Origin of the sequence: Pseudomonas sp. GWSMS-1 (assembly GCF_049847425.1) — a bacterium.
In the GTDB taxonomy this organism is placed as follows: Bacteria; Pseudomonadota; Gammaproteobacteria; order Pseudomonadales; family Pseudomonadaceae; genus Aquipseudomonas.
In genome coordinates this window covers 2510293-2535396 of sequence record NZ_JBMHHV010000005.1, presented here as the reverse complement: position 1 = coordinate 2535396, position 25104 = coordinate 2510293, and the positions used below count along the sequence as shown (strand labels likewise).

The 25104-nt window shown below is 59.5% G+C and carries 21 protein-coding genes and 2 pseudogenes; 19 read left to right on the top strand and 4 right to left on the bottom strand.

Features of this window, described 5'->3' with window-relative positions:
* The first annotated feature begins 14 nt into the window (after window positions 1–14).
* The 6 genes from ACEPAJ_RS15515 (at window position 15) to ACEPAJ_RS15490 (ending at window position 7676) form a co-directional block, all read left to right on the top strand.
* Entirely contained in the window at window positions 15–515 is a 501-nt protein-coding gene (locus ACEPAJ_RS15515) for a hypothetical protein (protein WP_425915918.1), read from the top strand.
* Window positions 515–2239, top strand: a complete 1725-nt coding sequence (locus ACEPAJ_RS15510; RefSeq protein WP_425915916.1) for a hypothetical protein — start codon at window positions 515–517, stop codon at window positions 2237–2239. The genes ACEPAJ_RS15515 and ACEPAJ_RS15510 overlap by 1 nt, the downstream gene beginning before the upstream one ends.
* A gap of 1 nt (window position 2240) precedes the next feature.
* Entirely contained in the window at window positions 2241–2690 is a 450-nt protein-coding gene (locus ACEPAJ_RS15505) for a hypothetical protein (protein WP_425915914.1), read from the top strand.
* A complete protein-coding gene (locus ACEPAJ_RS15500) occupies window positions 2677–4143 on the top strand; it encodes a hypothetical protein (protein WP_425915912.1) in 1467 nt (488 codons plus the stop codon). The genes ACEPAJ_RS15505 and ACEPAJ_RS15500 overlap by 14 nt, the downstream gene beginning before the upstream one ends.
* 1 nt (window position 4144) lies before the next feature.
* Window positions 4145–5641, top strand: coding sequence for a hypothetical protein (locus ACEPAJ_RS15495; RefSeq protein WP_425915910.1), 1497 nt, complete (start codon window positions 4145–4147; stop codon window positions 5639–5641).
* A gap of 277 nt (window positions 5642–5918) precedes the next feature.
* Window positions 5919–7676: a hypothetical protein gene (locus ACEPAJ_RS15490; RefSeq protein ID WP_425915908.1), complete on the top strand. Its 1758-nt coding sequence runs from the start codon at window positions 5919–5921 to the stop codon at window positions 7674–7676.
* Here ACEPAJ_RS15490 and ACEPAJ_RS15485 read toward each other — a convergent pair.
* Window positions 7657–8643, bottom strand: coding sequence for an acyltransferase family protein (locus ACEPAJ_RS15485; RefSeq protein WP_425915906.1), 987 nt, complete (start codon window positions 8641–8643; stop codon window positions 7657–7659). The two genes, ACEPAJ_RS15490 and ACEPAJ_RS15485, sit on opposite strands and share 20 nt — an antisense overlap.
* Window positions 8644–8751: 108 nt before the next feature.
* Here ACEPAJ_RS15485 and ACEPAJ_RS15480 point away from each other — a divergent pair, with 108 nt between their 5' ends.
* From ACEPAJ_RS15480 to ACEPAJ_RS15470, 3 genes are read left to right on the top strand one after another with little or no spacing between them, the layout of a single operon-like run.
* Window positions 8752–8928: a hypothetical protein gene (locus tag ACEPAJ_RS15480; RefSeq protein WP_425915904.1), complete on the top strand. Its 177-nt coding sequence runs from the start codon at window positions 8752–8754 to the stop codon at window positions 8926–8928.
* A 59-nt stretch (window positions 8929–8987) separates the two neighbouring features.
* Complete coding sequence (locus ACEPAJ_RS15475; protein WP_425915902.1) at window positions 8988–9500, top strand: hypothetical protein; 513 nt, start codon at window positions 8988–8990, stop codon at window positions 9498–9500.
* Window positions 9497–10012, top strand: a complete 516-nt coding sequence (locus ACEPAJ_RS15470) for a DUF2514 family protein (RefSeq protein ID WP_425915900.1) — start codon at window positions 9497–9499, stop codon at window positions 10010–10012. The genes ACEPAJ_RS15475 and ACEPAJ_RS15470 overlap by 4 nt, the downstream gene beginning before the upstream one ends.
* Window positions 10013–10363: 351 nt before the next feature.
* Here the strand turns inward: ACEPAJ_RS15470 and dapC are convergent, their stop codons facing one another.
* Window positions 10364–11566: a succinyldiaminopimelate transaminase gene (dapC, locus tag ACEPAJ_RS15465; RefSeq protein WP_425915898.1), complete on the bottom strand. Its 1203-nt coding sequence runs from the start codon at window positions 11564–11566 to the stop codon at window positions 10364–10366.
* Between the two features lie 277 nt (window positions 11567–11843).
* On the opposite strand from dapC, the pseudogene ACEPAJ_RS15460 reads away from it, so the two are divergent.
* Window positions 11844–12881: pseudogene (locus tag ACEPAJ_RS15460) on the top strand (HAMP domain-containing protein); the annotation flags it as partial.
* Between the two features lie 90 nt (window positions 12882–12971).
* Window positions 12972–13736 (top strand): methyl-accepting chemotaxis protein, encoded by a 765-nt coding sequence (locus ACEPAJ_RS15455; RefSeq protein ID WP_425918061.1) that lies wholly within the window; start codon window positions 12972–12974, stop codon window positions 13734–13736.
* 51 nt (window positions 13737–13787) lie between these two features.
* Here the strand turns inward: ACEPAJ_RS15455 and ACEPAJ_RS15450 are convergent, their stop codons facing one another.
* Complete coding sequence (locus ACEPAJ_RS15450) at window positions 13788–16490, bottom strand: [protein-PII] uridylyltransferase (protein WP_425915896.1); 2703 nt, start codon at window positions 16488–16490, stop codon at window positions 13788–13790.
* A 41-nt stretch (window positions 16491–16531) separates the two neighbouring features.
* Window positions 16532–17314 carry a type I methionyl aminopeptidase gene (gene map, locus ACEPAJ_RS15445; protein WP_274086800.1) on the bottom strand — a complete coding sequence of 261 codons (783 nt, stop codon included), beginning with the start codon at window positions 17312–17314 and terminating at the stop codon, window positions 16532–16534.
* Between the two features lie 286 nt (window positions 17315–17600).
* On the opposite strand from map, the gene rpsB reads away from it, so the two are divergent.
* The 8 genes and pseudogenes from rpsB to rseP all read left to right on the top strand — a co-directional run bounded on the left by rpsB (window position 17601) and on the right by rseP (window position 25022).
* Complete coding sequence (rpsB, locus tag ACEPAJ_RS15440; protein WP_425915893.1) at window positions 17601–18344, top strand: 30S ribosomal protein S2; 744 nt, start codon at window positions 17601–17603, stop codon at window positions 18342–18344.
* Between the two features lie 187 nt (window positions 18345–18531).
* Window positions 18532–19395: a translation elongation factor Ts gene (gene tsf / locus ACEPAJ_RS15435; RefSeq protein WP_425915891.1), complete on the top strand. Its 864-nt coding sequence runs from the start codon at window positions 18532–18534 to the stop codon at window positions 19393–19395.
* Window positions 19396–19584: 189 nt separating this feature from the next.
* Window positions 19585–20334, top strand: a complete 750-nt coding sequence (gene pyrH, locus ACEPAJ_RS15430; protein WP_274086797.1) for a UMP kinase — start codon at window positions 19585–19587, stop codon at window positions 20332–20334.
* Window positions 20324–20881 (top strand): ribosome recycling factor, encoded by a 558-nt coding sequence (gene frr / locus ACEPAJ_RS15425; protein WP_274086796.1) that lies wholly within the window; start codon window positions 20324–20326, stop codon window positions 20879–20881. Before pyrH ends, frr begins: the two co-directional genes overlap by 11 nt.
* A gap of 16 nt (window positions 20882–20897) precedes the next feature.
* Complete coding sequence (gene uppS / locus ACEPAJ_RS15420) at window positions 20898–21653, top strand: polyprenyl diphosphate synthase (protein ID WP_425915888.1); 756 nt, start codon at window positions 20898–20900, stop codon at window positions 21651–21653.
* Window positions 21653–22468, top strand: coding sequence for a phosphatidate cytidylyltransferase (locus ACEPAJ_RS15415; RefSeq protein ID WP_425915886.1), 816 nt, complete (start codon window positions 21653–21655; stop codon window positions 22466–22468). The genes uppS and ACEPAJ_RS15415 overlap by 1 nt, the downstream gene beginning before the upstream one ends.
* Window positions 22465–23649, top strand: a complete 1185-nt coding sequence (ispC, locus tag ACEPAJ_RS15410) for a 1-deoxy-D-xylulose-5-phosphate reductoisomerase (RefSeq protein ID WP_425915884.1) — start codon at window positions 22465–22467, stop codon at window positions 23647–23649. The genes ACEPAJ_RS15415 and ispC overlap by 4 nt, the downstream gene beginning before the upstream one ends.
* A gap of 21 nt (window positions 23650–23670) precedes the next feature.
* Window positions 23671–25022: pseudogene (gene rseP / locus ACEPAJ_RS15405) on the top strand (sigma E protease regulator RseP).
* Window positions 25023–25104 lie beyond the last annotated feature (82 nt).

Here is a 25104-nt window from a genome sequence, read left to right as displayed (position 1 = left end):
CTGGAGTTCCCCCAATGTCCGTACCCCTCATGCTCGGCGGTGTGCCGATTGTGCTGCATGCTGGCGCCCCGGATTTGACCGTGCAGCCCATCGGCGGATCTTCGCAGGACCGCATGAGTGATGGTGCTCTGGTCAAGCAAACCCACTGGGAAAAGGCCGGCGGCACCATCAGTGCACAAGGCTGGATGCCGCCGGGCCTTGATGGCCTGGATTACACCGGTCCGCTTGAGCTGCGCAGCACGCAAGCCAGCAATATGCAGCAGGCCGGCCTGGTGTTCACCCTCACCAGCACGCCGCGCCCGGACGATGCCCCGTGGGCGTTTGCCCTGGTCGGTGAGCAGTGGGTGGATGCTGCGGTTGTCACCGTTGATGGCGTTGCTACGGTAACCGCCGTGCCTGGCGCAACGCTGTACCAGGTGTGGTGGTGGCCGGTGTATTCGGTGTTTTGCAGCCGGCCGGTTAAGAGCCAAGCCGGTGGCTTTCAGTCGTGGTCCATCAGCTGGGAAGAAGCCTAATGCTTATCGGTTTCAGCCCACTGGGCTCCGCACCGCTGGGCAGCGCCGGCGCAAGCGCTGCGCCTGTGCCCGAGCCGGTTTATGTGGTGCGCGGTATCTCGTTTGTGTGGCGCGTGCGCTTGCTGGTGGGTGGGGTCGACCTGACTCACCTGCTGACGGGCCTGATCGATATCGACCGGGAAGAAGGCGCCGCTGGCGTGGCCGGGTTTAGCCTGCTGCTGCCGCCTGGCCCTGTGGTGCCGCCGGAATGGACGGGCAAGCCGGTTGAGCTGGATTACATCAGCCGAAACCGTGACGGCGTGGTGACCACAGCCCGCCTGTATACCGGCGCGCTGGAGATGCCCGCATGGGACAGCACCACGCGCATTCTGAGCTGCGAGTGCAGCGACCAACGCCAAGATCGGGTTGAGGCGCTGACGATCGAGCAGATCAACGCGCTGATCCCGGGCAACTGGTCGGCGGATGCCTTCGAGCCGCTGGAAGGCCGCAGCCGCTGGGAGTACGCCGAGGAACTGCTGAGCACCGTAACCGCTTCGCTGGACTGCTCCGCCACCGGTGAACTGCGCACAACCAGCTGGTACGCCACCACGCCGGCCTTCGTGTTCGGCCCCGGCACCACGCTGTATAAAAGCGTGCAGATCGACCTGCAGCCCCTGGGCGCGATCAGCAACACGGTCGAGATTGAGGCCAGCTACCGCTACCCGCGCCTGTATCAGCACAATGTTCAGTTTGGCTGGTCGCATCCACAAACAGGCGGCTCTGGTGGCATTGGCGCGTTCTGCGCCTGGCGTACCTGGACCACCGACCTGCCCAGCGCGGATATGGTCGCGAGTGAAATATCCGGCGCCGGCCTGACCATGATCGGCCGCCCGGGCGGGACTACGCTGCCACCAAGCATGCCCAACCCCTGCGGCGACGAAGTGCCGTGGATCAATACCTTTGGCGATCTTTTCCTTTCGGTCACCGCCTCCGGTGCGCAGCGCTGGGCGCAGTCGATTACCGAGCGTTACAGCATCACCATGACCGCCGGCAACCTGACCACCCCAGTGATCACCCGCCAGGCGGTGAGCTTTGAAGTGGAAGACAGCCGCGCGGATGACTGGCAGGCCGCCACGCCGGTTGGCAACAGCAGCCTGGAAGACCTGAACGATGAAAGCCGCCGAGTCAGCTTCCTGAATTGCATGCTCAGCCAGGGCAAGGCCACGCTGGTCAGCGCCCACCGTGGCACCACGGTTAGCTGGAAAACGAAAACCGACATGGCCTTGGGCGTCGACCTCACGCACACCCTGCGCCTGGACGACACCGCCAAGGCCACCGGCAAGTGCCGCCGCATCCAGCACAACATTGACCTGGCCGCTGGGCGCGCTAACACCACGCTCAGCATCGCAGTGATGCGCGGTGGCGGCGTGAATGACCCGCTCACCGTTCCGGCGGCGCCCGATACAACGCTGCCACCGATCCCTGCCTCGGGCGGCTCGCTGCCCACTCAGTTGGGCGGCCGGCTGAACAACCCAATCAGCGGGGGAGCGGTGCCGGCGTATGACGATGAGCGCCTGGGCTTTGCCGGCAACTGGACGGCCAAGGATGACTTGACCGCCGAAGACTTCCCGCGCCGCTTCAAAGTGCGCAGCGTTGAGATTGATGCGCTGTACCGCGACGAGCTGCAACGCGACGTGAGCGCGACTTACCGGGTGGCCATCCCCAACGATCAGCTGGAGCTTTGATATGACCAACGAGCAACGGCGCCGGGCACCAGGCGCTGCCAATGCCGCCAACCGCCAAGGCAGCGGGGCTGCTAATGCCGCCGAACGCCGTGCCGGTGGCGCCGCGATGATCGAGCGCCGCACTGGCAAGAGCCAGGTGGATGAAATCAACTCAGTCGTGGTTCAGCCTAAGGCGCGCAAAACCCTGAGAACAATCAGCCCGCGCGGCCCGCTGCCGGCACAAACCAGCCCCGGCACCGATACGCCAAACCCGAAGCCAACCGGCGGCGGTGGCGGCATTGCTAGCCCGCTGACTGAGCCAGATGCAACCCAGCGCACGTATTACGACCCCGTGCTGCTGCCCACCACGGACGGTCTCGCCTGGGTGAGCTGGCGCAGCGTGCGGCGGATTGAGATGGTCGATGCGGGTAACGCTGAGGTCGTGCTGGAGTTCGCCAATGGCCTTTCCTAACAGCCCAGTCGACCCCGAGATTGTGAACTGGGGCTGGCCCTGGCATGGGCGCATCGAGTCGCCGACGTTTGGCGCCGCAACCGGTGTGCTACGCCTCCCCAGCGGCGCCACGATGACAGTGAAAAGGCCCACCGACCACTGGACTTACCTCTGGGATATCGGCATGCCGCCACCAGGTGTAGCCAGCGAAAACCCGGATGAGCAGTGGCTCAGCAAGGCCATCATTCGCAGCACGGAAAGCAATGGCGCGCGCACTACAGCTGTATGGTACGGCGGCGCTACAAGCGGCGGTAACGCAGAGCGCTACCCCATGTATGTACCCGGGCGCGGCACGCTGCTGCGCCGGTTCAATCTCACCCCTAACGCAAATGCAACGTCATTCACCGTAAGGCTTGAGGTGCTAGGCGTTGGTGCTGTTGAGCGGATTTATACGCGCGCCCAGCTCGGCCTGAACGTGACAGATGCAGACGTTAGCTCTGTGACCATAACGGCCATGGACAACTCCTCACGCGGCGGGCGCTGCCTTTTGTTGCTGGTGCCCAACAGTTGGCAGGGTGAGCTTTTCGGCCGCTCGGTTATCGAGCTAACCGCTATCGTCGGCGACCTTGGGCTTGATGTCGGGCTCAGCGTACTGGCGCAGTACAGCGACAAAACCGCCAGCTATGAAAACGGCTTTGATTCCCTCGATGCGGAGCGCGCGCAAACCATGGCGGTTTGGGTGTCGCGCGTCCCTGATGTGCCGAACTTCACCGGCATTCTCGCAGACGGCCCGCCTGGCGACCCGCGAGACTGGACGGTAGCCGCCCGCTGGCCGGTAGGCAGCAACACGTCGTCGCAGTCATACGAGGGCGTGATTTGGGCCTGGTACAAGCCGGACGGCTCAGCCGAACTGGTTAAGTACAGGCAGGCGTCTGCAACAAACGGGTCTTGGTCGGGCGGGGTTACCAGTCGATCGGGGAGCTACACGACGACCGAAACGCGCTCAGTGTTGGCGGGCGGGCGGTCTGCCGATCTTGTGATCGTAAGTGTGGTAACGCTGTCGGGCGACAACATGTCCGCGGATAGGGTAGGCACCCTAACCATTGAGGGCGACCTGATCAGGACTGGCACTGAGACTGCGGGACCGATAGAGCTTTTTGTGCCGGGCTACCTGCCGATTGAGATAGCCCCGACCGAGCCGCCGATAATCAGCACGTTCGCACTTGGCTTTATGTTGCTCAGCAACAAGCTGATTGCGCCGTATCTGCCGGGCATCAGGCGAGACCCAGCCCTGCCGGCATCCGAGGATTGGACGGGGCCAGCTCTGCATCCGACCGGCATGGATGCTGGAAGCCAGACCCGACAAAGCACCTGGCCAGAGGCTGATCGCGACCGTTGGGCGCTCGGCTCGTACAACCCAATTACCGGGCAAGTGGTGCGCCACTTGCGTGACCTTTACTGCACATGGGTCTGATATGAACTACATCAATAACTGGCTGCGGCCGATCACTCTCGGCGCGGCAGATACATCAACTGCGCTTGATTTGCCCGATGGCACTTATCGTCTGTGCATCATCGGCGCTGGTGACCTATTTGAAGTGGTGGACGCGGCTGTCGTGGGCGGCACCGCCACGCTAACGCGTGGCCTTGAGTGTACAGCCGCGCAAACCTGGCTATCTGGTAGCACGATCACTGCCTCGGTAACTGCCGAGATGCTGGAGAGCTTCGCGGCTGCGGGCGCGACCTGGGGCGGGATCACCGGTTCCCTGGCTGATCAGGCAGATTTACAGGCCGCGCTAAACAGCAAGGCTACAAGCGCGCAAGGTGCCAAAGCTGATTCTGCTGTGCAGCCTGGCAACCTCGCGGCGGTTGCTTCCAGCGGAAGCTACTCAGACCTGGCCAGCAAACCATTCATCCCGGCCGCGCCAGCCGATATAGGCGCCGGCACAGCTGCGCAGGGTGCGCTTGCTGACACAGCGGTACAGCCTCCAGCACTAACAGCGGGGCTGTTACTAAAAGTCGACAAGGTGGCGGGCTACGACCTCAGCCAAGAAAACTACACGCCAGCCGAAAAGGCCAAGCTGGCCAGCTTGGATGGCAGTCTGTGGAAAGGTGAGTACCCGACACTGGCGGCGCTGCAGGCCGCACACCCCACGGCTGCGCCTGGTAGCTCGGCCAACGTCGACTCCGGCGCGGGTGATCCGGTGCTGCGCTACATCTGGGACGACAACGACACCGAGTGGGTGGCGCAGGCAGGCAGCTCTGACCCTGTTACGGCCGCACAGGTCAAAGCGCTCTATGAGGCCAACCCGGACACCAATGCCTATACCGACACTGAGAAGACGAAGCTTGGTGGTATAGCGGCGGGCGCAACCGTTAACGTCGACACAGACAGCTTGAGCGAGGGCAGCAGCAATCTCTACCACACCGCCGCGCGCGTTCTTGCTGCCGTGCTAAGCGGCCTCAGCCTTGCGACTGGAACGCCGGTAGTAAGCACCGACAACGTATTGGTCGCGGTCGGCAAGCTGCAAAAGCAGATCACCGACCTGAATACAGTGGTGGCGGGCAAGCAGGCCGCGCTGATCAGCGCCACGAACATCAAGACCATTAACGGGGGCAGCCTGCTCGGTGCTGGTGACCTGGCCGTTTTAGCCGCGCCGGCACCCGTAATAACAGAGCCGACAATCGCACGCACCCTTAGCCTGACCGATGCGGGCGCTTACATCCGCCCCGCCAATGCAGAAGCCTCGATCATCACGGTCGCGCCGCAATCCTCAGTGGCCTGGGCCGCCGATACCGAGGTGCACATTCGCCGAGCAGGCGCTGGGAATCTAATCCTAAGCGCAGGCGCAGGCGTAAGCCTAAACGCCCCGAGCGGAGGAACCCTGGTTATGACTGACCGCATGAGCGTTACCCTCAAGCGCGTTGCTACAGATGTGTGGGACGTGATCGGCCAGACGGTGGCAGCATGATTCCCGGTATTGCTGCGGCGCAGATGCGCATTGGGGGGGCGTCCGTTTTAGAGCGGCTGATATTTCCACTCACATATGACGAACAAGACCTCGACGGCTTGCTGACTTGGAGCCGAACCGGATCAGCGCCGCACGTTACGCCCGAGGGTTTCGAGGGGATGGGTACGGTGCTCGCTACAAGGGTGCGGGGCTGCCCTATTGGATGGGAGCTGATGGCCCGGTAACTTTGGCGGCATCGGTGCGAGCGCCACTAGCTCGACTGTCATCGAGTCGGGCTGTGCTTGTCGGTCTAGTTACTGACGATGTAACAGCCAGTCCGCGTATCCAGATAGCAAATGTGCTAGATCCTCGATCCGCTCCAGAGGGGGGCATTGCGGTTATCTGCGGCGGCAGCGAGCAGATAGTGGGGCGCCCAGGCTGGCGCTATGAGTTCCGTTCTCCGGTGCTTTCGGCTGGCGGCTATACAGCTAAACCGCAGGCCTTGTTATTTCTAGATGCGGACACAGTAGCCTTTTCAGTCCATCTAGATGATACGGAAAGCCGTGTTTATAAGTTGCGTCTTAGTGACGGCGCCCTCTTAGGCGAGTTTACTTTTGGCACGTCGACATACCAGCATATTGCGACTTTTGCGCGCCGCTCAAATGGTGACGTGTGGGCCAGCGACTACGACACGAATAAGTTGTTGCGTCTTGACCTTGAGGCCTCTTTCTCTTCCGGCGCCGCCGTTATCCTTGATATCTACGACACTACCGCTCTTGCGCCCTATGTAGGGTCGATTGAGTTCGTGACCGTATCCGGTGCGGAATATCTGCTGTTAGCGTTGTTCAGCACGACAGAGACCGGGATTGCTACATACGTCATTCCGGCTTCACTGCTGGGTACTTCAATTTTCACCATCGGCCAGGAATTTAAGCGGTTTGATATTGGTCGCCGCATCCAAGGCATTGCTATGCGCAGTGGCAAAATGATGGTGACACGCAATGCTCTCTACGGCACAAGTGGTGCCGTCAACGGATACATCCAGGAGATTGATATTGTTGGGGCTATCACTTCGCTCCCAACCAACTCGCGTATCGATGCCTCAGTCAATCCGACTTACCTCACGGGCCAGTGGTTCGGCCCGTCTTCTTATGTCGAAGACGTTGCGATACATCCTATTACCAACTGCATTTTTGTCCCGACCGAGGGGGCATACGCGGTTGCGGATGAACCTGGCTTTCTTGCGCTTTGGAGTAGCGACTTGAGCTACGAGGGTGTGCGCAACGATTATGTGCTGGAGCACGACGGGGAAGGGCAGCTCAAGGTTTCGATCAATGGCCGCTTGTTCGGTAGCTATAACTTGCCGCTGAGTGTTACCGCCGGCGCTCTGGTTGTGGGAGGGCCGCCGGCAGGTGGTGCTGGATTCAGCGGCAGCTTCACCACTGCGGTCATCGCTAACGTGCTGGTTCAGAATCAACCGTTAAGCATTGCTGACCGCAACACGCTTTTCAGTGGCGGATATGAGCTGCGGGAACTGAAAGCTTACGGCCTGACGCTGGCCAACCCGGGCGCGGAGGCCGGCAATACTTCTGGCTGGACGGTTGAGCTGGGTGGCATGACAGTGCGGCAAGCCACTCCAGGGCCATTTAATGGTGCCTACTACTTCACGGGCGGAAGCTTCGTGCAGTCGGTGAGCCGCCAGCGTCTCAGTTTATTAGCGCAGGGCTTGCAGGTCGCCGAGTTGGACTCCGGCCTTATGTGGGCTAAGGTCCGCTGGAAGCAATCGGCTTATAGTGACCAAGACCCCGGCGGCATGGGTCTGCGGATGCTCAACGCGTCGGCCGGAACTATCAGTACCAACTACTCGCCGTTTGCCTGGACGCTTGGCGGCGGCGGGGCACCAGGGCCCTGGTATTGGCAGCCGCGATCATTCCCGGTGCTTGTTCCGCCTGGTACAAGAAGCATCGATGCACTCTACAACGCATCGGGCAGAACCTCGGGCACGGCTAACGACTTCTATGTCGATGACATTGAAGTCACTGTGTACTCGAAATAGGTGTGCGCCGCGGCGCTTTCAGCCACTGCTCCACGGCGTAATAACTGATGGCCGCGCATACAATTCCGCCGATTCCGGCAATTATCAGGTTCTCAGCCCAGTGCAGGCCATACTCTCGGCCAAACTTGATGAAGAGGTAGTGCCATATGTAGATACCGTAGGACATTTTGCCTAGCCATGGCAGGACTCCCTTCCCCAGAAAAGCAGGACTCGCCATTACGATCATTAGCGAGAAGATCTCGGCGAGGCTTATACCGACCGCTGCCGTAGCTCGTGTTTTCCAGTCAAAGATTACGAGCACGGCCATCAAGCCGAGCAGCCCGATCCAACCAAAAATCGCCCGAGGTCTAATCGAGGTAAGCGCGGCCAGCGACCCCAGCAACAGGCCGCTGCAGTGAGTATCGAAGCGGAAGTAGACGTGCCAGTAGCGATCTAGCGTTTCGACGTTATACGCGCGCCATAGCGTGACGCCGACAAACATCGCAGCGACAAGCAACTGAGCCTGGCTACGGCGCAGGCGCATTGCAATAGCCACGGTGAATGGCCAGAGCAGATAAAACTTTTCTTCAATCCCAAGTGACCAAAGATGGCTTATCACTGCTGTTGGCCGACCTGTTGCGGTGGCGTAGTCGCCCATGTAGAAGCCAGCGATGAAGGCATCCCACTCATGTTTCTCAGTGGGTATCTCTGGCCATATGAATGGTGCCGCGCCAAGGTAAACGAGCAGGAAGAGGATCAGTGCAGGGTATAGACGGCGCAATCGTCGGGCGGTGAAGCCTGTGTAGTCGATCGCGCCGGTACGCTCATGCTCGGCGATCAGCAGCTTCGTAATCAGAAAGCCAGACAGTACAAAGAAGACATCCACACCCACGAATCCTGCAGACATGCCAGGCACCTTTGCGTGAAACATGAGTACTAGGAGCGCGGCTATGGCGCGCAGCCCATCGAGGCTTGGCTGGTAGTTCATCGGCCAACCATATCGCGATTAAACGAGCTGCGGGAATGATCCGCGTCATTTCTTACAGAGCGAATACCTGATCTATGCTGCTAAGCACCTAGCAAAAGGAGCTTGCTCATGAAATCCAGCCTCATCCTGCCGCGTGTTGTGTTCTACCCCTGCATCGCAATCTTCGCCATAACCTGCTGGTACATCGGCTATAGCCAAGGACAAAGCGCAATCCCGATAGGGTTTGAAGTGATCGAGCTGCCGGCATGCGTGCCTGAGCCGGCCGCCGAGGAAAGTTATCTGTAGCCAATCAGCCATTTAAAAGAGCCCGCCCAGTGCGGGCTTTTTGTTGCCCGGAGAAAAGTATGACTCTTTCCGAAATACGCCGCTCAGCGATTGAGCCAGCGCTTGCACTGCTGCCGGCGAAAATGTCTAGCCAGCAGGCGGAGGTGATGTTGCTGGCTATCGGGCTGCAAGAAAGCCGCTTTGTTCACCGTCGACAGATCAAGGGGCCGGCCCGTAGTTTTTGGCAGGCAGAGAAGGGCGGCGGCATGGTCCATGGAATTGCTCGCCATCATCTGACTGAGTTTCTGGCCTTGGCTGTGGCCGATGCCCGCGGCGTTGCTCCGGTAAATGACGATCAGGTTTATATCGCCATCGAGCATGACGATGTGCTGGCCGCCGCCTTGGCTCGTCTGCTGCTGTGGACAGATCCCTTCAAGCTACCAGCCGAGCATGATGTTGAAGGCGCATGGCAGCTCTACCTGCGCACCTGGCGCCCTGGTGCACATAGCCGAGGCACCCAGCAGCAAAAGGATGAGCTTCGCGCTAAGTGGGCCCGCAACTACGCCGCTGCAATTCGTGAGGTGTACCGGTGACCGGCTGGCTGAAGCTGGTGCCAGCCTGGGCGTACTGGGTGCTGGCGCTGGGCCTGGTTGCCGGCGCCCAGCAGTTGCGGGTTGCTACTGCACAGGTTGAGGCTGCTGGCGCTGTAACAGCACTGGCTAGCTATAAGACCGAAGTTAGCGAGCGCGATCGTCGCACGACGCTGGCGGCTTTACAGGAAACCAAGCGCCGGATGCTGGCGAGTGAAGAGGTGCAGAAAGATGCTGAGCAACAACTGGAAGCGGCACGCGCTGATGCTGTTCGTGCTGGCACTGCTCTTGAGCGGCTGCAACAGCGCCTCGATCTTACCGAACGCCGCAGCCGAGCAGCCGGCAATACCATCACTGCCCAGCTCAGCTCGGCAGCAGAAGCCGAGGCCAGAGTGCGTGCCGAGTTGTTCGGCGGTCTTGGAGCGCTGGCTGGACTCTATGCTGACATCGCCGACGACAGAGGAATAAGGGGCGCCGCTTGCGAGCGGCATTATGATTCTTTGGGTGGTGGTTGAACGTAGCCAGGACGGCCGGGGTGGGGCTGGAATGCTGTCTAATACTACCTATGCCTATCGCGTCGTTACTGGCCTGCAGCGCGGCTATCTGGTGATTTCTTTTTAGACAGCACAAAGGTGCGCGCCAGTGTTTGCGCGGGCTTTGGTTGGATTAAGCAGATACTGTTGCAGTAGTGGATGGTGGATAAATCCTCTCCAAAACCCAACCGTAAGTGTTTGATTTAATTAGGCCGGTAAGTCGTGAAAAGCGCCCCATTGCGGGGCGCTTTTTGTTGCGTAAGCCTTTGATGTGAAAGGGCTTTATTGATTTCGCTTAGGCATCCCAGGCTTTGATGCCAAACAGGGTGTTGCTCATGCGTCGAGGCCCTTCACAAAATCACGAATACGCTCTGCCGCTGTCACGCACTCCGCCAGTGGGGCGACCAGCGCCATACGCACGCGGTTCGCGCCTGGATTATGGCCATCGACACTGCGTGACAGGTAGGAACCGGGCACTACGGTGACATGCTCGCGAGCAAACAGCTCGCGGGTAAATGTTTCATCGTCTATCGGCGTTCTGGCCCATAGGTAGAAGCCGCCGTCCGGGCGCTGTACATCCAATACGCCGTCAAGAATCGCCAGCACTGCGTCGAACTTCTCGCGGTACAGCTCGCGGTTGGCCTTAACGTGCTCTTCATCGCTCCAGGCGGCTACGCTGGCCAGCTGGGTTTGTACCGGCATCGCGCAGCCGTGGTAGGTACGGTACAGCAGGAAAGATTTCAGAATGTCGGCGTCGCCGGCGACAAAGCCTGAACGTAGGCCTGGCAGGTTGGAACGCTTGGACAGGCTGTGGAACACCACGCAGCGCGCAAAATCATGCCGGCCCAGTTCGGCGCAGGCACTCAGCAGGCCGGCAGGCGGGTTGCCTTCATCGAAGTACAGCTCGCTGTAGCACTCGTCGGCGGCGATGACGAAGTCGAATTTATCGGCCAGGGCGATCAGCTTTTTCAGTGTCTCGAGCGGAATCAGCGCGCCCGTCGGGTTGCCGGGCGAGCAGAGGAAGAGGATCTGGCAGCGCTGCCAGACGTCATCGCTGACCGCGTCGAAGTCCGGGTTGAAGCCATGTTCTGCCAGGCACGGCAGGTAGTGCGGCTGCGCGCCGGCGAGCAGGGCGGCGCCTTCATAGATTTGGTAGAACGGATTGGGGCTGACCACCAGACCGTCAACATCACGCTGCACCACTGCCTGGGTAAAGGCGAACAGCGCCTCACGCGTGCCATTGACCGGCAGTACATGGCGCGCGGGGTCGAGTACGCCGGCTGGCAAACCGAAGCGGCGGCTGGACCAGGCGGCAATGGCTTCGCGCAGCGCCGGAACGCCCAGCGTGGTCGGGTACACCGCGAGCAGGTCAAGGTTGGCGCTGAGCGCTGCGGCCACAAACGCCGGCGAGCGGTGTTTGGGCTCGCCAATGGACAGGGCAATTGGGGTTTTGCCGGTCGGCGCAGTGGCGCTGCCGAGCAGGGCGCGCAACTTCTCAAAGGGGTAGGGCTGGAGGTGGGCGAGGGCGTGGTTCATGACGGATCGCTACTGGAATGCTTAAAAGGTCGCGACACTAGCACGTTAAGACGCATTTAGAGAATTCTGTGGGGTTGATTTACGGCCTAATCCCCCGCCGCCTTGCTCCAGCTGCGGCCCCCGCCAACGCGAGCCAATGGCCTGGCACTCTGCTGTGCCTTGCCTGGGGTAAGTGGTACCTGCCTTTTTAACTAAAGCCCCTGTGGTTTGGGCCGATAGTCGGCTTACCGGACAAAAAGCCGGATGCCTATTGCTGACCCGCTAAACGAGAGTATTAATGCGTAACCTAAAATTCAGCCACAAGATCATGTTGGCTGCGTCGTTGGTGGTGATTGCGGCCTTTGCCTCATTCGCCTTGTACAACGACTACATGCAACGTAACGCCATCCGCGAAAACCTTGAGAACTACCTGCGTGACATGGGCAATGTCTCGGCAGGCAATATCCAGCACTGGCTCAATGGCCGCGTTCTGCTACTCGACGCGCTTGGCGAGACCGTGGAGGATAGCGGCGATGCTATCGCGCTCAACAAGAGCCTTCAGCATCGCAGCATTGCTTCCTCATTTTTATACGCCTACCTCGGTGAAGCGGACGGCACCTATACCCAATACCCCGCCAGTGACTTGCCGGCCGGCTATGACCCACGTCAGCGCCCTTGGTACAAAATGGCCCAGGCGGGTTCTGGCGTCGGCCTGACCGCGCCTTACCTGGCGGCTGATCCGCGTGATGGCTTGTTGATCACCATTACCCGCGCAGTCCGCCGTGATGGCGCGCTGGCGGGGGTGGTGGGGGGCGACCTGAAGCTGGAAACCATCGACACTATTCTCGACTCGCTGGATCTCGGCGGGCTGGGGTATGCCTTCCTGGTCGATGACAACGGCACTGTGCTGGTTCACTCGGACCGCGAGCAGGTGCTCAAAGGTTTGGGAGACCTCTTTCCTGGCGGCAAGCCCATGCTCAGCACTGCCCTGCAAGAGGTGCAGGCGGCCGATGGTGCGGCGCGTATGGTCACCTTTATTCCGGTGCAAGGCCTGCAAGGGGTGCGCTGGTATGTCGGCCTGTCGGTCGACAAGAGCAAGGCCTACGCCGCGCTGCAGGAGTTCCGTTTGTCGGCGTTGATGGTGATGGTGATTGGCGTCGCGGCGATTTTGCTGCTGCTCGGGCTGTTGATTCGCTTTCTGTTGCAGCCACTGCATCTGATGAGCCGCGCCATGGGCGATATCGCGCAAGGCGAGGGCGACTTGACCCAGCGTTTGCAAGTTAACTCGCTGGATGAGTTCGGTGAGCTGGCGGTGGCATTCAACCGCTTTGTCGAGCGGATTCACGAGTCGATCCGCGAAGTGGCGTCCACCACCAGTGCGGTGCATGAGCGCGTGCGCACCGTGGTGGCGGCGTCTAATGCGTCGATGAGCAACTCCAGCGAGCAGGCCGCGCGGACCGACAGTGTGGCGGCGGCGATCAACGAGCTGGGCGCTGCTGCGCAGGAGATCGCGCGCAATGCCGCCGATGCCTCCACTCAGGCCAGTGGTGCACGCCAAGGTGCCGAGAATAGCCAGCAAATGGTCGAGAAAACTCTGGGGGCGATGAGTGATCTGTCGAGCAAGATCGAGGCGGCCGGTTCGCACATCGAAACCCTGAGCCAGAAGAGCAACGATATCGGCCAGATCCTTGATGTGATCAAGGGCATCTCCGAGCAGACCAACCTGTTGGCCCTTAACGCGGCTATCGAAGCCGCTCGCGCCGGCGAGGCTGGGCGTGGCTTTGCGGTGGTAGCGGACGAGGTGCGTAACCTGGCGCAACGCACCCAGAGTTCGGCGCAGGAAATCCAGCAGATGATCGAGCAGCTGCAAACGGGCGCTCAGGATGCAGTCAATACCATGGTCGAAAGCCGCCGTTTCAGTGATGACAGCGTGCGTATTGGCAAGCAGGCTGGGGAAAATCTGCAGAGCGTGACACGGCGCATCGGTGAGATTGACGGCATGAACCAGTCAGTGGCCACCGCGACCGAGGAGCAAACCTCGGTGGTCGAAAACCTCAACATGGACATCACCGAAATCAACGTGCTGAACCAAGACGGCGTGCGCAACCTGGAAGCCAGTCTGCGGGCGTGTACCGAGCTGGATCAGCAGGCCGGCCGGCTCAAGCAGCTGGTGGACAGCTTCCGCATCTAAACGGCCGGGCGCGTGAGGCGGGGCGGGTCCCTGTCTCGCGCGCCAGGTGTGTCAGATGATGTGCTGTGACGGTTGGGTTTCGCCGGTACTGGGCGCCGATAGCTTGCGCACGATGGTGGCCTGCAGGTTGGCGCACAGCTCGGGGTCGGAGAGTGGCTGGTTGTTCGCGTCGGTGACAAAGAACACGTCTTCTACCCGCTCGCCCAAGGTGGCGATCTTGGCGTTCTGCAACGACAAGTCGAAGTCCAGGAAGATTCGCCCGATGCGCGCCAGCAGGCCGGGGCGATCTGGGGCAATTACTTCCAAGATGGTCACCGGGCGGTTGGCGTCGTTGTGGATGGTGACCTGTGGGGCAAAGGCGAAGTGCTTGAGCTGGCGCGGCACCCGGCGCTGAATGATGCTGGGGTAATCGTCGGGGTTTTTCAGTACGTCGATCAGGCCCTGGCGAATTTCGTTGATGCGCGCTGGGTTGTCGCCAATCGAGCCGCCGTCACTTTCCAGCACGATGTAGGTGTCGAGGGTGAACTGGCTGGTGGACGTGAGAATGCGTGCGTCATGGATATTCAGGTTGAGCTGAGCCATGGCTGCCACGGTTACCGCAAAGAAGTCATGCTGATCTTCGGCGTAGATAAAGATTTGCGTGCCGCCTTCAAACTCACGCTGGGTGGTTTCCTTGATCAGCACCAGTGGGTTGCCGTCATTGGGGTGGCTAATGATCGCCAGCGTATGCCACGCCACATCTTCGGCCGTATGGCGCAAGAAATAGTCATCGCCTAGCTGTGCCCACAGTTGCTCAGCGACGTCAGCATCGGCGCCGCCGCGCACCAGAATGTCCAGGGCGGTGCCTTGCGTCAGGCGAATTTGTTCCTCGCGGTCCAGTGGGTTCTCCAGGCCGCGGTTCAGGGCGCGTTTGGTTTCGGTATAAAGCTGACGCAGCAGGCTGGCACGCCAGGAATTCCACAGGCTTGGGTTGGTGGCGTTGATATCAGCCACGGTCAGCACGTAGAGGTAGTCCAGGCGCGTTTGGTCGCCGACCAGGTGGGCAAAGTCGGAGATCACCTGCGGGTCGGAGAGGTCTTTGCGTTGTGCGGTGGTGGACATGCTCAGGTGGCTTTGCACCAGCCAGCCAATCAGCTTGGAGTCCCAGCTGGGCAATTGGTGGCGCGCGCAGAAGGCGGCGGCATCGACCGCACCGAGTTCAGAGTGATCACCGCCGCGGCCTTTGCCGATGTCGTGGTAAATGCCCGCAAGGTAAATCAGCTCAGGCTTGGGCAGCTTGTCGACCAGTTCACTGGCCAGGGGGAATTTCTCGGCAACCCCAGGCTTGGTCAGCTTGCGCAGGTGTTTGATCACGTTGAGCGTGTGCGCATCCACCGTGTAGATGTGGAACAGGTCGTGCTGCATCTGCCCGACAATCAGGCCGAATTCCGGCAGATACAATCCGAGAATGCCGTAACGGTTCATGCGCCGCAGGTTGCGATGGATGCCTTCCTTGCATTTGAACAGTTCGATAAACAGGCTGGTGTTGCGGATGTCGTTACGGAACTCATCATCGATCAGGTAGCGATGGTCGCGCAGTAAGCGGATGGTGTCGGCGCATATCCCTTCTATCTCCGGGTTCTGCGCCATCACCACGAAGATTTCCATAATGGCGAACGGCGTGCGCTTGAAGATGCCCGGGTGCACGGCTTCGATATAGCCGTTGCGCACTTGGAAGCGGCTGTTGAGGGCGGTGGCCTGCGTGACTTCGCCGGCACGCAGAATCTGCTCGTCAAAGTGCTGAATGATCAGGTCGCTCAGCTCTGCAATGGCCATCACTACGCGGTAGTACTTCTGCATAAAGCGCTCGATGGTGCGCTTGTTGTCCGGCTCTTTAAAACCCAGCAGCTCGGCCACTTTGACTTGGTGGTCGAACAGCAGGCGGTCTTCGGCGCGTCCGGCCAGCATGTGCAGGGCGTAGCGGACCTTCCAGAGAAACTCTTTGCTGGAAGCCAGTAGTGCGTATTCGCTTTCCAGTAAAAAGCCTTGGCCGACCATAGCGTGCAGGTTGAGCATGCCGAAATGCCGGCGTGCCATCCAGAGAATGGTCTGGATATCGCGCAGGCCGCCAGGCGAGCCTTTGACGTTGGGCTCCAGGTTGTACTCGGTGTTGTTGTATTTGGCGTGGCGTGCGCGTTGCTCGGCTCGTTTGGCGACAAAAAAATCTGTGCTGGCCCACATCTTTTCCGTGTTGGTGACGCTTTGCATGCGCTGACGTAAGCGCTCCGGCCCGGCAATGGTGCGGCTTTCCATCAGGTTGGTGATCACCGTAAGGTCGGCGCGCGCCTCTTCGGCGCACTCGTCTACGCTGCGCACGCTTTGCCCGACTTCCAGGCCGATATCCCATAGCAACGTGAGGAAGCGTTCGATCGGCTCGCGAAAGGTTTCGTGGTCGGCGTTATCGAGCAGGATTAGCAGGTCGATGTCGGAGAAGGGGTGCAGCTCACCACGGCCATAGCCGCCGACGGCCAGCAGGGCGATATCGGCGTCTTCACTCCAGGGCAGGCGCTGCCAGGCTTCACGCAGGATCTGGTCAACAAACCAGGCGCGGTCTTCGATCAGTCGGCGCACATCGCGACCGCTCTTGAAGCGCCCGTCGAGCACTTCGCGAGCGTGGCGGATGGCCTTTTTGAATGCCGCAATAGGGCTGGCCTTGAGGGCCAGTTCAGCCTGGAACTGGCCGCGGTCGAACAACTCTGGATCTACCTGCGGCATTGCGGCCTTCCTTCTATCTATAAAGCAGACTCGGTGATGGTTCAGGCCGACGTGCGTGGGATGGTGTCATCACTGCGCAGGGTGAAGATCTCGTAGCCGTTGGCTGTCACCAGGAGGGTGTGCTCCCACTGGGCGGACAGCTTGCGGTCCTTGGTGATCGCGGTCCAGCCGTCCCCAAGGGTACGGGTTTCGGCGCGGCCCTGGTTGATCATCGGTTCGATGGTAAAGGTCATGCCTTCTACTAGTTCCATGCCGGTGCCTGCGCGGCCGTAGTGCAGCACTTGCGGCTCTTCGTGGAACACCGCGCCAATGCCGTGGCCGCAATATTCGCGCACCACCGAGAAACCATTTTTCTCAGCATGCTTCTGGATCACTTCACCAATGTCGCCCAGACGGGTGCCCGGCTTGACCAGTTCGATACCTTTATACAGGCACTCCTGGGTGACTGTGGCCAGGCGCTCGGCCCACTCGGGCACTTTACCTACCATAAACATCTTGCTGGTGTCGCCGTGGTAGCCATCCTTGATCACGGTGATGTCGATGTTGATCACATCGCCTTCTTTCAAGGGTTTGTCGTTGGGGATGCCGTGACAAACCACGTGGTTGACCGAGGTGCAGATCGACTTGGGAAAGCCTTTGTAGTTGAGCGGCGCAGGAATGGCCTGTTGCACGTTGACAATATAGTCATGGCAGATGCGGTCGAGCGCTTCGGTGGTGACACCGGGCTTGACGTGCTCGCCAATCATTTCCAGCACGTCGGCAGCCAGGCGGCCGGCTACGCGCATTTTCTCGATTTCGTCGGGCGTTTTGATGGTGACGGTCATGTGCGGTTCTCGGACGCGAACAGAAAGTGCGTTATCTTAACAGCTACCAGCTGCAAGCCATAAGCGCTACGTGAGCGTGCGCCAGCAGCCCGGGGCACATGTATTGCGTTTGTCGGCTAGCTTGCGCTCGACTTCTATGGTATAAAACGCGCCGCTTTACGGGCGGTGCGCCCGAAAGCTTAAACCCACACACGTATCGACACGGTTTCCTGGGTGCTTAGCGACAAGTTCGCGGGTTGGAGATCGGGATACGTGGAGGCCTAACCCGACTTATCAAGGAACTATCATGTCCCAAGTCAACATGCGCGATATGCTGAAGGCCGGTGTGCACTTCGGTCACCAGACCCGTTACTGGAACCCGAAAATGGGCAAGTACATTTTCGGCGCGCGTAACAAGATCCACATCATCAACCTTGAAAAAACCCTGCCAATGTTCAACGACGCACTGTCGTTCGTTGAGAAGCTGGCTTCGGGCAAAAACAAGATTCTGTTCGTCGGCACCAAGCGTTCCGCTGGCAAGATCGTTGCTGAAGAAGCAGCACGTTGCGGTTCGCCATACGTCGATCATCGCTGGTTGGGCGGCATGCTGACCAACTACAAAACCATCCGTGCCTCGATCAAGCGTCTGCGTGATCTGGAAGTTCAGTCCCAGGACGGTACTTTCACCAAGCTGACCAAGAAAGAAGCGCTGATGCGCACCCGTGATCTGGAAAAACTGGATCGCAGCCTGGGTGGTATCAAGGACATGGGCGGTCTGCCAGACGCACTGTTCGTAATCGACGTTGACCACGAGCGCATTGCTATCACCGAAGCCAACAAGCTGGGCATCCCAGTTATCGGCGTTGTTGATACCAACAGCAGCCCGGAAGGCGTTGACTACATCATCCCAGGCAACGATGACGCCATTCGCGCCATCCAGCTGTACATGGGTGCCATGGCTGATGCCGTGATCCGTGCTCGCAACAATGCAAATGGCGGCACCGACGAGTTCGTTGAGCAAGCCCCTGCTGCAGAAGCTGCTGAAGGCTAAGTAAAACGCGTAAAGCGTTTGCTTAGTTCGCAAAAAGGGGGCTTGGCCCCCTTTTTGCCACCTTTAAAACCATCGCCGACGTGCAGCTGTAATTGTTTCTAGCCATTGTCGGCAGTGTGTTAAGAATTGAGCGCCCGTTTGTTTTTGGCGGGTGGAATGGTTAACAACCTATCCAGAGGATTTTGAAATGGCAGAGATTACTGCAGCGTTGGTAAAAGAACTGCGTGAGCGTACTGGCGAAGGCATGATGGATTGCAAGAAAGCCTTGACCAAGGCTGGCGGCGACATCGAAAAAGCCATCGACGACATGCGTGCTTCCGGCGCGATCAAGGCTGCCAAGAAAGCAGGCAACGTGGCTGCTGAAGGCGCTGTTGCAGTCAAAGATGACGGCAAAGTAGCTGTTCTGTTGGAAGTTAACTCGCAGACTGACTTCTTGGCTCTGCAAGATGACTTCAAGGCATTCGTAGCCGCCAGCGTTGAGCAAGCGTTTGCTGACAAGCTGACCGATGCTGCTCCGCTGATCGAAGCGCGTGAAGCTGATCGTCTGGTTCTGGTGGGTAAAGTTGGCGAGAACGTAAACATTCGCCGCCTGGTTCGCGTTGAAGGTGACGTAGTCGGTACTTACCTGCACGGTAACAAGATCGGTGTTGCTGTTGTTCTGAAAGGCGGCACTGTTGAGCTGGCTAAAGACATCGCTATGCACGTTGCTGCCAGCAACCCAGAGTTCTTGCTGCCTTCGGAAGTTTCCGCTGAAGCCATTGAGCGCGAGAAAGCCGTGTTCATGAGCCTCAACGAAGACAAGATCAAGGGTAAGCCAGCCGAGATCGTCGAGAAGATGGTTGGCGGTCGTGTGCAGAAGTTCCTCGCTGAAGCCAGTCTGGTTGAGCAGGCGTTCGTTAAGAACCCGGAAATCAAAGTTGGTGATCTGGCCAAGAAAGCCGGCGCTGAAATCGTGTCCTTTACCCGCTTCCAGGTTGGTGAAGGCATTGAGAAGCCGGTCGACAACTTCGCTGAAGAAGTTGCTGCCCAGCTGGCTGCCAGCAAGCAGTAAGACAGTTAATCGCTGTCGCCCCGAAGAGGCTGCCCGCTAACGCGCGCGGCCTCTTTGTCAAATTAAGGGGGCAGCTACGCTGTGGGGTGGTTGGGCTTTGGCACCAATGACTCGGGCGATTGTCAAAGCGCCCACTAAACGCGAACACAAGGTTCGCGCAGAATTCAAACGCCGCAGGAGAGACTCGCAATGGCTCAGCAGATGAGTGGTCGTCAACCGCGCTACAAGCGCATTCTGCTCAAACTTAGCGGCGAGGCCCTGATGGGGTCGGAAGACTTCGGTATCGATCCGAAGGTGCTTGATCGCATGGCCCTGGAAGTCGGGCAACTGGTCGGTATCGGCGTCCAGGTCGGCTTGGTGATCGGCGGTGGCAACCTGTTCCGTGGTGCGGCGCTGAGCGCAGCGGGTATGGATCGGGTCACCGGCGACCACATGGGCATGCTGGCGACCGTGATGAACGCCCTAGCGATGCGCGACGCGCTGGAGCGCTCGAACATCCCGGCCATCGTCATGTCGGCGATCTCCATGGTTGGTGTGACCGACCATTACGACCGCCGCAAGGCGCTGCGTCATCTGAAAACCGGTGAGGTGGTGATCTTCGCCGCTGGCACTGGTAATCCGTTCTTCACCACTGACTCGGCGGCCTGCCTGCGCGCCATCGAGATCGATGCTGACGTCGTGCTCAAGGCGACCAAGGTCGATGGTGTGTACACTGCCGATCCATTCAAAGACCCGCATGCCGAGAAGTTCGATCGCCTGACCTACGATGAGGTGCTCGACCGCAAGCTGGGCGTGATGGACCTGACTGCTATTTGTCTGTGCCGCGACCATGCTATGCCGCTGCGCGTTTTCAATATGAACAAGCCCGGTGCTCTGCTGAACGTTGTCGTCGGCGGCGCTGAAGGCACTCTGATTGAGGAAGATACCCATGATCAATGAGATCAAGAAAGACGCTCAGGCACGTATGCAAAAGAGCCTGGAATCGCTGATTCACGCCTTCAGTCGTATCCGTACCGGTCAGGCCCATCCGAGCATTCTCGGTGGCGTGATGGTGCCGTATTACGGTGCAGATACCCCGCTGAATCAGGTGGCCAACGTCACCGTCAAGGACGCCCGCACCCTGCAAGTTGTGGCTTTCGAGCGCAACATGTTGGCCGCTGTCGACAAGGCCATCCAAAGCTCGGGCCTGGGTTTTAACCCGACCAACTTGGGCGAATTGCTGCTGATCTCCATGCCTGCGCTGACCGAGGAAACCCGCAAGGGCTTCACCAAGCAAGCGCGTGATGCGGCTGAAGATGGCCGTGTAGCGGTGCGTAATATCCGTCGCGATGCCTTGAGCCAGTTGAAAGACCTGGTCAAAGAGAAGGAAATCAGCGAAGACGAAGAGCGCCGTGCGGCCGACGAGATTCAGAAGCTGACGGATAAGTTCGTCGCTGAAATCGAAGTGGCAGTGAAGCAGAAAGAAGCGGATCTTATGGCCGTTTAACGGCCAGGATATCGTCATGGAAATGACCAAAGACGGTAATCCGCCCGGCGTGCCACGGCATGTGGCGATCATCATGGACGGTAATAACCGCTGGGCGAAGAAGCGTTTTCTGCCCGGCGTTGCTGGCCATAAAGCCGGTGTCGATGCAGTGCGTGCGGTGATCGAAGTGTGCGCGGAGGCAGGCGTCGAGGTGCTGACCCTGTTTGCCTTTTCCAGTGAGAACTGGCAACGCCCGGCTGAGGAGGTCAGTGCGCTAATGGAGTTATTCCTCAGTGCGCTGCGTCGCGAGGCGAAAAAACTCAACGCCAACGACATCAGCTTGCGCATCATTGGTGATCGCTCGCGCTTTCACCCTGAGCTGCAAGCCGCGATGCGTGAGGCGGAGGCGCAAACCGCAGGCAATAAGCGTTTTGTCCTGCAGGTGGCGGCCAACTATGGCGGCCAGTGGGATATCGCCCAGGCTGCGCAGCGCCTGGCGCGTGAAGTTCAAGGTGGCCATTTGCGCGCCGAGGACATCACCCCTGAGTTGCTGCAAAGCTGCCTGGTAACCGGCGATTTACCTTTGCCAGACCTGTGCATTCGCACGGGTGGCGAGCACCGCATCAGTAACTTCCTGCTCTGGCAGTTGGCCTACACCGAGCTGTATTTCTCCGACCTGTACTGGCCGGATTTCAAACACGACGCCATGCGCAAAGCCTTGGCCGATTTTGCAAGCCGCCAGCGTCGCTTTGGGAAAACCAGCGATCAGGTGGCTGCTGAGGCTCGTAGTTAATGCTCAAGCAACGAATTATCACGGCGTTGGTGCTGTTGCCATTCGCTCTGGGTGGTTTCTTCCTGCTCGATGGTGCGTTGTTTGCGCTGTTTATCGGCGCTGTAGTCAGCTTGGGCGCTTGGGAATGGGCGCGTCTGGCCGGTTTGACTGCGCAGGTGCAGCGCGTGGCGTTTGCGGTGTTGGTTGCAGTGCTGCTGCTGGGCTTGTACCTAGTGCCTGTTTTAGCGCCTTGGGTGTTGCTGTGCGCGCTTATCTGGTGGGCGCTGGCGACCGCTTTGGTGCTCGGTTATCCGGCCAGTAGTCGCTACTGGGCTGGTCTGCCGGCTAAATTGATAATTGGCCTACTCATTCTTTTGCCGGCCTGGCAGGGGTTGGTGCTATTCAAGCAGTGGCCTGAGGCGAACTGGCTGATTCTGGCGGTGATGGTGCTGGTATGGGGCGCTGATATCGGTGCCTATTTCAGTGGGCGTCGTTTCGGTAAGCGCAAGCTGGCACCACAGGTCAGTCCTGGAAAAAGCTGGGAAGGGGTGTTCGGTGGTTTGCTGGCCACGCTGCTGATCTGTGTGAACGTAGCGATTTACCGCGACTGGTCATTTGCCAGCCTGCTGTTGGGCTTGCTGGGTACCGCCGTGGTGGTGCTGGTCTCGGTGGTTGGTGATCTGACTGAAAGCATGTTTAAGCGCCAGGCTGGGGTCAAAGACAGCAGCAATCTGTTGCCGGGTCACGGCGGCGTGCTCGACCGTATTGACAGTCTGACGGCGGCGATTCCGATATTCGCCGCGTTGCTGTGGCTAGCGGGCTGGGGCGCGTTGTGAGTCATCTGCAGCAGGTTACGGTGCTGGGGGCAACGGGCTCGATCGGCCTGAGCACCCTTGATGTCATTGCGCGCCACCCTGAGCGCTATCAAGTCTTTGCGTTGTCCGGTTTCAGCCGTCTGGCCGAGCTGGAGGCGCTGTGCATGATTTATCGGCCGCGCTTTGCCGTGGTGCCGCAGACGCTGGCGGCAGCTCAGCTGCAAGCAACATTGCGCGCAGCCGGGTTGGCCACTCAGGTGCTGCATGGCCCGGAAGGTTTGTGTCAGGTCGCGGCTCATCCTGACGTGGATACTGTTATGGCGGCCATCGTTGGGGCGGCCGGCTTGCCGCCGACTTTGGCGGCGGTGGAGGCGGGCAAGAAAGTCCTGCTGGCCAATAAAGAAGCGCTGGTAATGTCCGGCGCCTTGTTTATGCAGGCTGTCAAACGCAGTGGTGCGGTATTGCTGCCGATTGACAGTGAGCACAACGCGATTTTTCAGTGCCTGCCGGGCGATTATTCCCGTGGCCTGCAGCAAGTCGGGGTGCGACGTATTCTGCTCACGGCTTCGGGCGGGCCATTCCGTGAAATGCCGCTGGAGCAATTACATGCGGTTACGCCGGAGCAGGCCTGTGCGCACCCTAACTGGTCGATGGGGCGCAAAATTTCGGTCGATTCAGCCAGCATGATGAACAAAGGCCTTGAGCTGATCGAGGCCTGCTGGCTGTTTGACGCGACACCGTCGCAGATTGAAGTGGTGGTGCATCCGCAAAGCGTGATCCATTCGCTGGTGGACTATGTGGATGGTTCGGTATTGGCTCAGTTGGGCAATCCGGATATGCGTACGCCAATCACCCATGCCCTGGCTTGGCCGGAGCGTATCGATTCCGGTGTGGCGCCGTTGGATCTGTTCGCCATCGCCCGTCTGGACTTCCAGGCGCCCGATGAGCAGCGCTTTCCCTGCTTGCGCTTGGCACGCGAAGCGGCGCAAGCCGGCGGTACTGCGCCAGCGATGTTGAATGCGGTCAACGAAGTGGCTGTGGCCGCTTTCCTTGAGCGGCGCATCCGTTTTCCTGAGATCGCGCGTATGATCGAGGACGTTTTGCACGCTGAGCCCGCCCTGGCGGTTGAGAGTCTGGATGCGGTGCTGGCGGCTGATAGCCGCGCCCGTGATCTGGCTGAGCAATGGCTGAGTCGGCGCTAAGCGCCGACGCGGAGAAGTTTGATGAGTGCGCTTTATATGTTGGTTGGCACCCTGGTGGCGCTTGGGGTGCTGGTAACTATTCATGAATATGGCCACTTCTGGGTCGCGCGCCGCTGTGGGGTTAAGGTGCTGCGTTTCTCGGTGGGCTTTGGCAGCCCTCTGCTGCGCTGGCATGACCGCCACGGCACCGAATTTGTTGTGGCCGCCATCCCGCTGGGCGGCTACGTGAAAATGCTCGATGAGCGTGAAGGTGATGTACCGCCGGAATTGCTCGATCAGTCGTTCAATCGCAAGTCGGTCAAGCAGCGTATCGCCATTGTTGCGGCCGGGCCCGTCGCCAACTTCCTTCTGGCGCTGTTGTTCTTCTGGGTCGTGGCCATGCTTGGCAGCCTACAGGTGCGTCCGGTTATCGGTGCAGTTGAGTCGGGCAGCCTGGCTGAGGTTGCCGGTTTGCAGGCGGGGCAGGAGATCGTCGCGATTGATGGTCAGCCGACTACGGGCTGGGCGGCGGTTAATCTGCAGTTGGTCAGTCGTTTGGGTGAAAGTGGTCGCCTGGATCTTGCTGTACGCGAGCCCGGTTCGTCGGTCGACAGTTCACGGCAGATCGTGCTGGACAATTGGTTGCGTGGCGCTGATGAGCCTGATCCTATTGCGTCGCTGGGTATTCGCCCATGGCGCCCGGTGCTGCAGCCCGTGCTGGCGCAGCTTGATTCTGAAGGGCCTGGCGCCGCTGCAGGTTTGCAGGTCGGCGATCGTCTGCTCGCGCTTGATGGGCAACCTTTGGCGGATTGGCAGCAGTTGGTCGATCAGGTTCGGGGTTTGCCAGGTAAAACAATCACCCTGCGAGTTGAGCGTCAAGGTCGGCAGCTGGATGTGCCGCTGACCCTGGCGACGCGCGGGGAGGGCGAGGCGCTGAGTGGTTACTTGGGCGCTGGCGTAGCCGGCGGCGAGTGGCCGCCGGAGATGTTGCGCGAAGTCAGCTACGGCCCTTTAGAAGCCATCGGCGAAGGTGCGAAAAACACCTGGACGATGAGTGTTCTAACCCTTAATTCCCTGAAGAAAATGCTGTTTGGTGAGCTCTCGGTAAAAAACTTGAGCGGGCCGATAACCATTGCTAAAGTGGCGGGCGCTTCTGCTGAGTCGGGTTTGAGTGATTTCCTGAAATTCCTCGCCTACCTGAGCATTAGCCTGGGGGTTCTTAATTTGCTGCCTATCCCTGTGCTGGATGGGGGCATCTGCTGTTTTATCTGGTCGAGTGGGTGCGTGGTCGTCCACTGTCGGAACGGATACAGGGTTGGGGGATGCAGATCGGCATCAGTCTGGTGGTCGGGGTTATGTTGCTGGCCCTGATCAATGATTTGAGTCGCCTGTAGCTAGCGCTGAATTACGCTCTCCGTATGTACAAAAAGTGTCGCCTTAAGCGGCAGATTTTTTATTGTCAGTTGATATAAGAAA

Coding starts and splice junctions, on each gene's coding strand:
- ACEPAJ_RS15515 (WP_425915918.1), top strand. CDS start 15: ATGTCCGTACCCCTCATGCTCGGCGGTGTGCCGATTGTGCTGCATGCT.
- ACEPAJ_RS15510 (WP_425915916.1), top strand. CDS start 515: ATGCTTATCGGTTTCAGCCCACTGGGCTCCGCACCGCTGGGCAGCGCC.
- ACEPAJ_RS15505 (WP_425915914.1), top strand. CDS start 2,241: ATGACCAACGAGCAACGGCGCCGGGCACCAGGCGCTGCCAATGCCGCC.
- ACEPAJ_RS15500 (WP_425915912.1), top strand. CDS start 2,677: ATGGCCTTTCCTAACAGCCCAGTCGACCCCGAGATTGTGAACTGGGGC.
- ACEPAJ_RS15495 (WP_425915910.1), top strand. CDS start 4,145: ATGAACTACATCAATAACTGGCTGCGGCCGATCACTCTCGGCGCGGCA.
- ACEPAJ_RS15485 (WP_425915906.1), bottom strand. CDS start 8,643: ATGAACTACCAGCCAAGCCTCGATGGGCTGCGCGCCATAGCCGCGCTC.
- ACEPAJ_RS15480 (WP_425915904.1), top strand. CDS start 8,752: ATGAAATCCAGCCTCATCCTGCCGCGTGTTGTGTTCTACCCCTGCATC.
- ACEPAJ_RS15475 (WP_425915902.1), top strand. CDS start 8,988: ATGACTCTTTCCGAAATACGCCGCTCAGCGATTGAGCCAGCGCTTGCA.
- dapC (WP_425915898.1), bottom strand. CDS start 11,566: ATGAACCACGCCCTCGCCCACCTCCAGCCCTACCCCTTTGAGAAGTTG.
- ACEPAJ_RS15455 (WP_425918061.1), top strand. CDS start 12,972: ATGAGCAACTCCAGCGAGCAGGCCGCGCGGACCGACAGTGTGGCGGCG.
- ACEPAJ_RS15450 (WP_425915896.1), bottom strand. CDS start 16,490: ATGCCGCAGGTAGATCCAGAGTTGTTCGACCGCGGCCAGTTCCAGGCT.
- map (WP_274086800.1), bottom strand. CDS start 17,314: ATGACCGTCACCATCAAAACGCCCGACGAAATCGAGAAAATGCGCGTA.
- rpsB (WP_425915893.1), top strand. CDS start 17,601: ATGTCCCAAGTCAACATGCGCGATATGCTGAAGGCCGGTGTGCACTTC.
- tsf (WP_425915891.1), top strand. CDS start 18,532: ATGGCAGAGATTACTGCAGCGTTGGTAAAAGAACTGCGTGAGCGTACT.
- pyrH (WP_274086797.1), top strand. CDS start 19,585: ATGGCTCAGCAGATGAGTGGTCGTCAACCGCGCTACAAGCGCATTCTG.
- frr (WP_274086796.1), top strand. CDS start 20,324: ATGATCAATGAGATCAAGAAAGACGCTCAGGCACGTATGCAAAAGAGC.
- uppS (WP_425915888.1), top strand. CDS start 20,898: ATGGAAATGACCAAAGACGGTAATCCGCCCGGCGTGCCACGGCATGTG.
- ACEPAJ_RS15415 (WP_425915886.1), top strand. CDS start 21,653: ATGCTCAAGCAACGAATTATCACGGCGTTGGTGCTGTTGCCATTCGCT.